The organism is Niallia sp. M35 (assembly GCF_050971705.1).
GTDB lineage: Bacteria > Bacillota > Bacilli > Bacillales > Cytobacillaceae > Niallia > Niallia circulans_A.
The window spans coordinates 67,794-80,047 of sequence record NZ_JBPCEP010000002.1 but is presented as its reverse complement, the minus strand read 5'-3'; the positions used below and the strand labels follow the sequence as shown (position 1 = coordinate 80,047).

Genomic DNA, 12,254 nt, shown 5'->3' with positions numbered 1-12,254 from the left:
TGCCTAAAGTTGTTACAACTGCTTAATTTTACTATAATACAAGCATAAAAGAAATTGGATTTACTACAGAGTTGCTTTTAATTCGTGCTAAATTCCAATTAATCAGGAGGTAAATATGGCAAAAGAAAGTTCATTTGACATTGTATCCAAGGTAGATTTTTCGGAGGTTACGAATGCTGTCCAGCTTGCAATGAAAGAAATTCAAAATCGGTATGATTTTAAAGGTAGCAAGAGTAATGTGACGCTGGATAAAGAAGAATTGGTTCTTGTTTCTGATGATGAATATAAATTAGAACAGCTTAAAGATGTTCTTATTAGCAAAATGTTTAAACGTGGTATTCCTATTAAAAACTTGGATTATGGCAAAATCGAAGGTGCTTCCGGCGGTACAGTTCGTCAAAGAGCGAAATTAGTGCAGGGAATTGATCGAGATAATGCCAAAATTATTAATTCATTAATTAAAAACAGTGGCTTAAAAGTGAAAACTCAACAACAGGACGATCAAATTCGGGTTACTGCTAAAAGCCGTGATGATTTACAAAAAATTATTGCTGCTGTGAAAGATGAATCAAAAATTACGATTGATGTACAGTTTGTCAATTATCGTTAATGAAAAATAACAGCGGAAACCAAGCTGGTGAACGCCATTTTTCTTTCAGAACAAGATATTTATGGTGTTCATCATGTGTATGAACACCACTTTTCTTTCAAAAAAAGGTATTTATGGCGTTCATCAGGCGGATGAACACCACTTTTCTTTCAAAACAAGATATTTATAGCGTTCATCAGGCGGATGAACACCACTTTTCTTTCAAAAAAAGGTTTTTATGGCGTTCATCAGGCGGATGAACACCACTTTTCTTTCCAAACAAGATAGTTATGGTGTTCATTAAACAAAGGAACGCCACTTTAATCAAACAAATTTCATCATTCTTACCCCTTCATTTCCACAACTCCATATCACTCAACCCTATTTTTACCATGTTTATTTAAAAGAATTTGGGAAAAATAAGTAAACATGTACAGAATTAGAAGGAGTGATTGAATTGACTAATAGTAATAAGGAACAATTACAACAAACATTTCCACCACAGCATCAAGATCAGCAGCCAGGCATTCAGACAGAGATGAATCCTATACCTAAAGATGTCGATCCCTCTTATAGAGGCTCTGAAAAATTAAAAGGAAAAACTGCCATCATCACTGGAGGCGATAGTGGGATTGGCCGTTCTGTTGCTATCTATTATGCAAAAGAAGGTGCTGATATCACTATCGTATACTTAGATGAGCATGACGATGCCCAAAAGACGAAAGAATTAGTCGAAGCTGAAGGAGTAAAATGCTTACTGCTTGCTGGGGATATTGGTGATGAAAGCTTCTGTAAAGAGGTTGTAAAAAAGACCGTTTCAGAATTTGGCAAGGTTAATATTCTTGTAAATAATGCTGCAGAGCAACATCCACAATCAAGCATTCTAGATATCACGTCAGAACAATTAGAAAAAACTTTCCGCACCAATATTTTCTCAATGTTTCACTTAACAAAAGCCACTCTGCCCCACTTACAAAAAGGAGATGCGATTATTAATACAACGTCTATTACTGCGTATAAAGGTAATGAGACATTAATTGATTATTCCGCAACAAAAGGAGCTATTACGGCTTTCACTCGTTCCTTATCAGGCTCTCTTGCGGAACAAGGAATTCGAGTCAATGGGGTAGCACCAGGGCCAATTTGGACGCCACTTATCCCATCTACTTTTGATAGTGAGCAAGTTGCTTCTTTTGGAGGAAATACTCCTTTTAAACGTGCTGGCCAACCTTGTGAACTTGCCCCAGCGTATGTATATTTAGCTAGCAATGATTCTACCTATGTAACTGGACAGGTTATCCATGTCAACGGCGGTACGATTGTTAACGGCTAATCTTTTTATATAAATTCACTCAGAATCGCTCGCATGCATTTTGCGAGCGATTTTTTTTAATGTAAACAATTCGCTTCTCTCCTTTTAAAATCTAGCTAAACTGGCAACACTAGTGGCAAAAGAGATAGCAAGATTACAAAGGGAGTGTGAGAAAAGTGATTGATTTAGCCTCTATTTACCATCGCAGTGGAGATAATTACTGTTATTTACAAAATAAAGACACTCTCCATATCCGGATCCGGACAAAAAAGGCAAATGTCACTGAAATAGAATTAATCTATGGAGATCAATACGAAATAGTCGACTATCAGTGGGTATCCCAGCGGTTATCGATGGAAAAAAGCGGTTCTGATTCTCTATTTGATTATTGGCATTGTACGATAACAAATAAAAAAAGAGTTCGCTATGGCTTTATTCTCCGAGATTCGGAACAGCAAGTAACTTATACCGAAAAGGGATTCTTTCCATTTATTCCAGAAGATGCTGGCTTTTACTTTTGCTTGCCATATCTTCATCTGAAAGACGTTTTTACTCCACCATCTTGGGTATCACAAACGATTTGGTATCAAATTTTTCCAGAGCGTTTCCGCAATGGGGATAGCTCTTTAAATCCAGTTGATACTGCACAATGGGGACAAGAGGAGCCTGGCTTATATAATTTCTTCGGCGGAGACTTTCAAGGTATTATGGACTCCCTAGACTATCTTACAGACCTTGGGATTACAGGGATTTATCTTACTCCAATTTTTCACGCTAAAAGCAATCATAAATACGATACGATTAACTATTTAGAAGTAGACCCGCAATTTGGCGATAGGGAGATGCTTAAGTACCTTGTGAAAGAATGTCATAATCGAGGAATTCGAGTGATGCTTGATGCCGTTTTCAATCATTGCGGCTATCATTTTCCGCCCTTTCAAGATGTACTAAAGAATGAAGAGCGTTCACGCTATAAAGATTGGTTCCATATACATAAATTTCCGTTAAAAGAAAATGATATGCTGCATTATGAAACATTCGGTTTCTATGAAGCCATGCCTAAATTTAATACAGCCAATCCAGAAGTAAAAGAATATCTACTTCATGTAGCGAAATATTGGATTACAGAATGTGATATTGATGGCTGGCGCTTAGATGTTGCCAATGAGATTGACCATGAATTTTGGCGTTCCTTCCGATCTGTTGTAAAATCATTAAAGCCTGACATTTTCATTCTCGGGGAAATTTGGCATGATTCCTTACCGTGGTTAAGAGGAGATCAATTTGATTCGGTAATGAATTATCCATTACTAACAAAAGCATTACAATTTTTTGCATATGATATGATTTCCCCTCAACAATTTATGGAAGAAATGACCACAACCTTACAAGCCTATCCAGATACAGTCAATAATGTATTATTTAATATTATCGGCAGTCATGATACACCACGAATTCTTCATGAATGCAGCTACCGGAAAGAACGAGTGAGGCTTTTATTTACCTTTCTTTTCACCTACCCTGGCACCCCTTGTATATATTATGGAGATGAAATCGGCTTAGGTGGCGGCAGCGATCCTGGATGTCGAAAATGTATGCCTTGGAATACAGAAGAACATGATACGGAGCTAAAAGAATTTGTTAAGCGATTGATTCAAGTACACAAACAAAGTTCCCCTCTTATCAATAATGGCACTTTTTATTTTCTATCCCAGTCTGATTCCTGTTTAGCCTATTATACAAAAGAGGAAGAGGAAATTCTTTTAACGGTTATCAATAAGAGTGACAAGGAAGCACAATTTCTTCTCCCCTTTCCATTACGCGGAAAAAAAATCTCTCTTTTATTAACAGAAGAAGAGTATGCTGCTGAATCAGATGATCTTGCCGTAATACTAGGACCATATGAATGCAGTATCCTTCGTTTCAATATGAATTATGAATATATCCATACAAGGTAATCTATCAGGCGAACATCGATTAAGATGATCACCTGATTCTTTTTTCCAAAAGATGCAAAATAATGATTGTTTCCTATCTTTGAACGTACTATATTTACTATTATATCGAATTGTTACAATTGTCAGGGGGAAACAAAGTGAATCAGCAAACAGTACCTAAATCCATTGGGATTCCACTCCTTATATCGATTATCGCTATCTCATTTTCTGCGATTTTCGTAAAATGGTCGGAGGCACCTGCCACTATTTTAAGTATGTACAGGATGTGGCTTGCCTGTCTTATTATGATTCCTATGGTCTACATCCATCGAAATGATTTTAAAAAACTAACAAAAAGAGATTGGGCATTCTTATTTTTTTCAGGCTCTTTTTTGGCCTTGCATTTTGCCCTATGGTTTAGTTCTCTAAAGTTTACTACGGTAGCCAGCTCTACGATTATATTGGCTTTACAGCCTATTGTTTCTCTTCTTGGCGGGTTTATTTTCTTTCGGGAGAGAACTACCTCTACTGCTATTATGACTATGGGGATTGCCATTATTGGGGCGATAATGATTGGCTGGGGAGACATTGGATTAGACAGCAATGCTATTATAGGAGATGTTCTTTCTTTCTTAAGTGTAATTGCTGTAGTCGGCTACTTATTAATCGGTCAAAATATTATCAAAAAAATGACTCACTGGATCTATACGTTTACTGTTTTCTTTTTCGCTGCTTGTTTGTTAACCGTTTATAATCTATTGGCTGGTGAGGCATTAACAGGCTATTCTGGCAGAGAATGGGGTATATTTGTTTTGCTTGCGATTGTTCCAACACTTGCACATGTCATTAATAATTGGTTACTTAATTATGTTAATGCAACAACTATTTCCATGAGTATTCTCGGTGAGCCAGTCGGAGCCACACTTTTAGCTGTTTTACTATTGAATGAGCAATTAATCTTCGCACAACTTTTAGGTGGATTACTCGTTTTGTTCGGGGTGTTCTTTTTCCTCCTACAAAAGCAACCTAAATCTACCATTACGCAAGAAAAACCAATTGGTTAGATTAACAAGGAAACAGCAAGACTAGAATATAATCAAATATGATTTTTATAAGGCGAGCTATTCAATATATTTAAGTGCAATAGATAATAGTGTAAATCTTAGGCCGGAAATATTATTCCGGCCCTTTTTCTTTCCAAACCTCACCAATCAATCCTTTAAAAATCGCAAAAATCTTTTCCTCTTCTGCATATTCCTAGTAAATTAGCAAATACTACTTTAAGCATATACCATATTTCTAATTAGGAGATTCTTTTTCATGCTAAAAGAAAATCTATCTTTAAGTCAGTTATTTGCCATTATTATAGGCTTTAACTTAGGGACAACGCTTGTGGTGGTGCTTGGTATTACAGCAAAAGAGGATGCTTGGATTACCGTTCTTCTATCTACCATTATCGGCTTAATAGTGTCCTCCTTTTTTCTTCATATAAATGAGCTAGTACCTTCTAAAAATTTGTTTGAAATTATTGAGTTTGGATTCAATAGATTTATGGCAATCCCTATTACCCTCGTCTATTCCCTTTATTTTTTTTATCTAGCCGCAAGAACGATCAGGGATTTTGGGGAATTAACATCTACCTTTATCCTTCCTTTAACTCCTATTGAAATCATCGTTATTACTTTAATGCTTATTATTGGCTATATTTTGTATTTGGGAATTGAAATCTTAGGGCGGACAACAGAAATATTCACTCCATACTCAGCAGTATTTCTGTTCTTGCTTATTATCTTTTTATTTGCTAGTGGCAATCTGTCTATTACAAAGATTCAACCTGTATTAGCAAGAGGGATACTACCAGTAGTGAAGGCTATATTTCCAATCGAAGTGAGTAGACCTTATGGAGAAATGCTTGTTATGACGTGTATATTTCCTCTCATAACGAATGTAAAATGGAGAAAAAAATCTATTCTAGCTTCCGTAGCTGTATCAGGTTTTTTGCTCGCCATTGCTACATTAATTATTATTTTATCATTAGGGATTAATACTTCCTCCAGGGCTACATTTCCCCTTTTAAGTACGACAAGACTTATTTCAATTGGAGAGTTTATTGAAAGAATAGATGCTCTAGCTGTTTTTATTATCATATTAGGAATAGTTATCAAGAGCTCTATCTTTATTTATTCCGGCTTAAAGGGATTAGAATATATTTTTAAACAGCCCTATCGCTTCTATGTTGTACCTATTATTTGTCTTATTTCGATGTTTTCTATTTTCATTAGTATGGAAATAAATGACCATGTTCGAGAAGGTGCAGTGGTTGTTCCGTATCTCCTATATATACCTTTGCAATTTGCCTTCCCTTGCTATTTATTATTTATTCTATTAATCAAGAAGGTTAAATCACATAACAATCCCTAGCTAGCAGAGTCATTCCTGCTAGCTAGGGATTGTTTAATTATTCACTATTTTATTCGACAATATTAATCTGATAGTCTTTAAACCAATAATGGATTTGTACTAAATGGGCAAGTAATTGTGGACCTGTCATCAATTGGCCGAACCATGGTTCTTTAAATGCAGAGCCTTCTGTTTCAATAATTTCGGTGAGACTTTCCTTATCAAAGAATTCATATAAAACAGAACTTTTATCTGCTAAAGCACTTTTCAGCATATCACTTACTGTTTTTGTGTAAATGGGATTATGTGTTTTAGGATATGGACTTTTTTTGCGATAGAGCACTTCATCTGGTAGGATTCCTTCTAACGCTTTCCGTAATAATCCTTTCTCTCTTCCCATGTAATTTTTCATTTCCCATGGTACATTCCACACATATTCAACTAAACGATGGTCAGCAAATGGTACACGCACCTCTAGGCTTGCTCCCATACTCATTCTATCTTTCCGCTCTAATAAAGTAGTCATAAACCATAATTGATTGAGATAAAACAATTCTCGACGCTTAGCATCTTCTTTACTTTCTCCTGCTAACTTTGGTGTTTCTGCAATGGTTTGATTATATTTATCCATCATATAATCTTCTAATTGCAATTTATTGCTCCACGAATCTTTCAATAAGTTTTGTCGTTCTTGGATCGATCTCATCCATGGAAAGCCTCCTCTTTGCAAATCGGCCTCTCTTCTAAACCATGGATAGCCTCCAAAAATTTCATCTGCGCATTCCCCAGATAAGCTAACGACAAAGTCTTTTTTTATTTCTCGACAAAACCATAAAAGGGAAGAATCTACATCTGCCATACCAGGCACATCTCTGACTGTTACTGCCTCATGTAAAAAGTCAGCTAATGTCTCTTGGGTGATGATACAATTATGGTGAATGGTTCCAAATGTATCTGTCATTTTTTTTATATACACACCATCTGAATTTGGCTGAAATTCATTTGCTTTAAAGAACTTATCATTGCCTTCATAATCGATGGAATACGTATGAAGCGGTCCTTTCCCTGTTCTTTTATATTCCATGGAAGCAATTGCTGTGATAGCACTTGAATCCACTCCACCTGAAAGAAACGTGCTTAATGGTACATCTGATACTAATTGTCTTGTCACAGCATCTTTAAAAAGAAAGCGTACTTTTTCGACCGTTTCCTCAAAAGTATCCGTATGTTCTTCACTCTTCACATTCCAATAACGCCATACTTTAAGTCCATCCTGAGTAAATTTTAATGCATGCCCTGGCCGAAGCTCTTTAATCCCTTTGAAAATACCACTTCCTGGTGTATGAGAAGGTCCAAGTGCAAACACCTCAGCTAACCCTTCTCTATCCAGCTCTGCTTTCACATTTGGATGGGCTAGTAATGCCTTCAATTCCGACCCAAAAATAAAACCAGTGCTAATTTCCGTGTAAAATAATGGTTTCACTCCTAAACGATCTCTTCCAATAAATAAGGAGTTCCGTTTCTCATCCCAAACAGCAAAAGCAAATATTCCGTTTAAGTATTGCAGACAATCTTCTCCCCACTCCATATAGGAAGTAAGTAAAACTTCTGTATCAGAATGACCTTGAAATGAATATCCTTTTATTAGTAATTCTTTTCTTATGTCTTCAGTATTATACAACTCGCCATTGTAGCAAATAGTGTAGTGAAATTCTTGTTTTTCTTTTGTCATTGGTTGAATACCATTTAGCGGATCTACTACCACTAAGCGTTTATGACCGAATCCTGCATGTAATGCAGTCCAAACATTTGTATCATCAGGGCCTCTTTTTGCCAATGTTTCAGCCATAGCCGATAAAATTTCCGACTCGTTTCTTAAATCTTTTTTGTAATCAACCCAACCTGTTATTCCACACATGATTATCATCCTTTCTTTCGTGGAACTTATGATTAGATACCAATCAATCAGTAGTATGAGGTATTCTATGCACCAAATCAAAAATGGTTATTTGTCCATAACAGGTTTATATATGTTCCATTCAAAAAAGAGAAATTAATCGTTTTCAATGTTTTAAGGAAGGAAAAAGAAGGATTAGTTATAAAATTTTGTTTATCTGTCTAAAAAGAATTTATGGGCGTGTAATCTTTGGGAGGTTTACAATGAACAATCAGCATAGATCAAAACTTATTGAATTTCAAACACGTGCCTTTACGAAAGGTACAGTCGAATATATAAATAATCAATGGATTTTTTTTGATGAAGAAACAGAAGAAGCAGCCATGCTGGATGAATATTTACACCAAGAAATTGAGATACGTTCTTTCAATCGCTGGCGAAAAGGCATTCTCCTAGAGGATGGCAAAGTAAATGTTTCTGGTACCATTCATTTTCTAGAGCACGAAGATCCTATCCGCATAAGAAAACACCTTGTGTTTGCTTTAGAAGAATTATTAGACGACTTAAGCGACGATAGCTTTTATCAGTTTATCACTACTTTAAATTCGATGAAGTTCTCCATATACGATTGTATATACTGTTATAATCATCTTACTTTTTTAAAGGATGAAAAACGAAAGAACGGGGTTAATATGATGATTTTTGATAATGAAGAAGGACTTTGTAGTGTTAATCATCATTTCTTTTATAATGAAAAAAGCACAGACCGCTTTGAATTCACCTTAAATACTGGAAAACGAATGATTGTGGAAAAATTGACTTCTTAAAAATGATCTGAATAAACTGTCGACAGAATGAATGCCTGCCGACAGTTTTCATTGTCTGATAAGCAATCGAAGCTCCCTTATTTCCATCCAAAAACAACTTCCGTTAATTTTTTGCCGCCTATTTCAACTTCTTCAGTCCCGATTCTTTTCCCGCCATTGGCTTCATAAAACTTACAAGCCGGATTATCTGCTAAAGCCAAAATAATCATCGGGAAGAGACCGATTTCCTTTAAATATTCCATTACCTTTTTTACTAACAAGCTTCCAATCCCTTGTCCTTGAAATGCTTCCAAAAGGTAGATGGCGTATAACTCACCAACATAACCTGGATACTGTCCGCTTCTTTCTTTTCCTCCATTAGCGAAACCAATAATTTCTCCAGTTTCATTTTCAGCAACAAAGACACTTCCAGTCGGGATTGCTTTCTTCCATATCTCTTCTCTTTCCTCATAATTAAGCCTTTCTAAAAATAAATCCGGAACTATTCCTTTATAAGTAGTGCGCCAACTATCTACATGTACTTTTGCAATCCTTTTGGCATCCTCATCCTTCGCTTTTCTAATAATCATCTGTGCTCTCCTTTTTTCCTTCTATTTGGAGGGATTTCTTCACTTCCCATTTCTCAAACCAAGTTACTTCAAGTCCAATTGAACCTGTTTGTATCCACTCTATTGCCTTTAGCACAAGTGGAGAAGCATTATGTATAGACAGATCGTTTAAGGAGACCCATTCCGCACCAAACGAATCCTGTCCTTCAAATTGCTTTGGTATTGAAATTTCCCCGCCTACTTTCCTTACTGTATAAAAAGCAGCGATATGATGAATATGAGTATATTCTCTCCATATACAAGGAAATAAAAAATCAGCCATACCTATTTGCTTCTCTATGGCAATCTTTATCCCCGTCTCTTCGAGAAACTCTCTCCTCATGGCTGTCGCCAAACTTTCCTCTGGTTCCAAGCTTCCTCCTGGCAAATCAAAGCGATTAGCATAAGGTCCTCTTTTCTTATGTATTACGAGTAATTTATCATTTTCCGTGTTAACCCCATACACCCCAAACGGCCGATGAAACTTTCTCTCTTCTTTCAATCCTATCCCCCCCTATTCATTTGATTGCACTCTTTCTAAAGATAATTAACTTGATTTTATCAGAATTCAAAAGCTTACTCCATTCTCTAAAACCAACTACTATTGTTATAGTCAGAGCATGCTTCCAGAAAGAAGGAAGCCTTCTCCCATGTATCCATTATTTCTCCAAAAAAGTAAAAAAGCATAAGGAAGTCTATCTATCCTTATGCTTTAAGCACTCTACTTATATAGCCATACAACCATTTCACATTCTCCTCTATTTCCCCAGGAATAATAAGGAATGAGTGTAAGTTCTTTCTTTTCTGTATTCCCCCTGAAATTAAATTGGTATAATGTTTCCTGCCAACTTCTATCGACTAGTTCATGATCTGCTTCCACCATAAGTTGAGTAATCCCATTTAATACACCTGGCTGATAGCATACCTTTGCCCATTCAAGGTTTTTGGGGTTGATATGATAGGTTTGTAGGTTCTCTTCATTATCTATCGATTCTGCACAGTAAACAAAAGGGCCCCTTTGTATAGCTATACGATTAACATCGGCAACTACGTTAGGATTTGCCGTGACAGCCAACACTGGTGTCTCAAAGGCAAGTTCCACTATTTCTCCATTCCACATCCTTTTTAATTCCATATAGCCATCAATCATATTCATTTCGACTGTAGTTCCTTCCACATATAGTAATGGATTTTTTAGCCACTCGGGAATACGAATTTTTAAAGTAACTAATTGCCCATCCGTTTTGAGGCGATATTTCACCCTATTTTGCTTCGGAAATTCTGTCATTTGCTCTAAGGTTCCTCCTGGAAAGTCTAGGTTACTAGAAACAAATAGATTGCTGTAAATGATTTGTCTTTCTTCATCCCATGTATAAAAGTAACGCTGGATGGAACCGATTGTTCGCGCAAAGTTTGGCGGACAGCAAGCACAACCAAGCCAATTTGGCCGCTGAGACTTCACATGCCCTTGCCCAGGATTATTCTTACTTATGGACGGATATACTTCCAGTGGATTCACATAGAAAAAATGTTCTCCATCAATAGATGCTCCAGAAAGAGCACCATTATATAATGCCCGTTCCATAATCTCTATGTATTCTGCCTTTTGTTCTATTTTAAACATCTCATACGCAAAATAAATAAGAGCGATAGAGGCACATGTCTCACAGTACATGGTGTCATTCGGCAAATCATATTCACCTGTAAATGCCTCCCCATGAACAGTAGAACCAACACCAGCAGTTATATACATCTTCTTCTTGATAACGTCCCGCCAAATTTCTTTACAAGCTATAAATAGTTGTTCATCGTTTGAATGTTTTGCAATCCTTGCCATCCCAGTTGCCATATACAACATTCGAACTGCATGGCCAACTGCTGTTGTCTGCTTTTTCGGCTGAATATATGCTTGTAAATACTTTAAATCAATCTTTGGATGATCATTTGTTATTCCGTCTTTATTGTTTTGCTCTACTTGCTTGTCATAGAATAATGGATCTTTTCCTCTCACATCTATAAAGAAGGCTGCTAAATCTAAATATTTCTTCTCCCCAGTAAACTCATACAATTTTGCTAACGCTAGTTCAATTTCTTGGTGACCATCAGCTCCCTGTATTTTTCCTTCTTCATAACCAAAATACTTTGCAACATTGTCTACTACCTTTAATGCAATCTGCAATAATGCTCTTTTCCCTGTAGCTTCTGTATAGCCTATAGCCGCTTCAATTAAGTGTCCAGCGCAATATAATTCATGACTATAGTACAGCTCACGATATTTTCTATTAGGAAATTTCACTTGAAAAAAAGTTTGTAAATAGCCATCTTTTTCTTGTGCCTTGCCAATTAAATCAATGACACTGTCAGCAAGCTCCTCTAATTCCTTATCTGGAGAAATTTGCAAACTGTATGAAACTGCTTCTAGCCATTTGTACACATCACTATCTTGAAAAAACCAGCCGTAATGTTCTCCACCTTTTAATCCAGCTGCTATGCGAAAATTTTCGATAGCATTGCTTTTCTCTGCTGGTAAACTCTCATCCTCTCTTTCCCTCTCAATATTAATATCCATATCGTTATCCATCACTTTATATTGAAAGGGAATTGTTTTGTGCTTAATATTTTTGACATAATAATTCCAAAATGTATCCTTTATATGCACCTTGTTTAAGGCAAATTCACTTAACAATTTACTTCCTCCATTCCTT

10 protein-coding genes are annotated in these 12,254 nt (G+C 36.2%); 6 read left to right on the top strand and 4 right to left on the bottom strand.

Annotation, left to right across the window (positions count from 1 at the left end; genetic code table 11):
- Positions 1-115 precede the first annotated feature (115 nt).
- The 5 genes from NiCM35_RS02470 (at position 116) to NiCM35_RS02450 (ending at position 6,259) form a co-directional block, all read left to right on the top strand.
- Complete coding sequence (locus tag NiCM35_RS02470) at positions 116-610, top strand: YajQ family cyclic di-GMP-binding protein (protein ID WP_095258820.1); 495 nt, start codon at positions 116-118, stop codon at positions 608-610.
- A gap of 436 nt (positions 611-1,046) precedes the next feature.
- Positions 1,047-1,922 carry an SDR family oxidoreductase gene (locus NiCM35_RS02465; RefSeq protein ID WP_095330053.1) on the top strand — a complete coding sequence of 292 codons (876 nt, stop codon included), beginning with the start codon at positions 1,047-1,049 and terminating at the stop codon, positions 1,920-1,922.
- A 158-nt stretch (positions 1,923-2,080) separates the two neighbouring features.
- Complete coding sequence (locus tag NiCM35_RS02460; protein WP_341123726.1) at positions 2,081-3,859, top strand: alpha-glycosidase; 1,779 nt, start codon at positions 2,081-2,083, stop codon at positions 3,857-3,859.
- Positions 3,860-3,996: 137 nt separating this feature from the next.
- The gene (locus NiCM35_RS02455) at positions 3,997-4,902 is read left to right on the top strand and encodes a DMT family transporter (protein WP_123259789.1); all 906 of its coding nucleotides are present in this window, start codon (positions 3,997-3,999) and stop codon (positions 4,900-4,902) included.
- A gap of 256 nt (positions 4,903-5,158) precedes the next feature.
- Complete coding sequence (locus tag NiCM35_RS02450; RefSeq protein WP_123259790.1) at positions 5,159-6,259, top strand: GerAB/ArcD/ProY family transporter; 1,101 nt, start codon at positions 5,159-5,161, stop codon at positions 6,257-6,259.
- Positions 6,260-6,308: 49 nt separating this feature from the next.
- Here NiCM35_RS02450 and asnB read toward each other — a convergent pair whose 3' ends face one another.
- Positions 6,309-8,156: an asparagine synthase (glutamine-hydrolyzing) gene (gene asnB, locus NiCM35_RS02445; protein ID WP_095330057.1), complete on the bottom strand. Its 1,848-nt coding sequence runs from the start codon at positions 8,154-8,156 to the stop codon at positions 6,309-6,311.
- Between the two features lie 242 nt (positions 8,157-8,398).
- On the opposite strand from asnB, the gene NiCM35_RS02440 reads away from it, so the two are divergent.
- Positions 8,399-8,962 (top strand): DUF2777 domain-containing protein, encoded by a 564-nt coding sequence (locus tag NiCM35_RS02440; RefSeq protein ID WP_095330058.1) that lies wholly within the window; start codon positions 8,399-8,401, stop codon positions 8,960-8,962.
- 77 nt (positions 8,963-9,039) lie between these two features.
- On the opposite strand, the gene NiCM35_RS02435 is transcribed toward NiCM35_RS02440, so the two are convergent.
- The 3 genes from NiCM35_RS02435 to NiCM35_RS02425 form a co-directional block, all read right to left on the bottom strand.
- Entirely contained in the window at positions 9,040-9,531 is a 492-nt protein-coding gene (locus NiCM35_RS02435; protein ID WP_095330059.1) for a GNAT family N-acetyltransferase, read from the bottom strand.
- Entirely contained in the window at positions 9,521-10,051 is a 531-nt protein-coding gene (locus NiCM35_RS02430; protein ID WP_095330060.1) for an NUDIX hydrolase, read from the bottom strand. The genes NiCM35_RS02435 and NiCM35_RS02430 overlap by 11 nt, the downstream gene beginning before the upstream one ends.
- A 219-nt stretch (positions 10,052-10,270) precedes the next feature.
- Positions 10,271-12,235, bottom strand: coding sequence for a glycoside hydrolase family 127 protein (locus NiCM35_RS02425; protein ID WP_433778516.1), 1,965 nt, complete (start codon positions 12,233-12,235; stop codon positions 10,271-10,273).
- Positions 12,236-12,254: the final 19 nt, after the last annotated feature.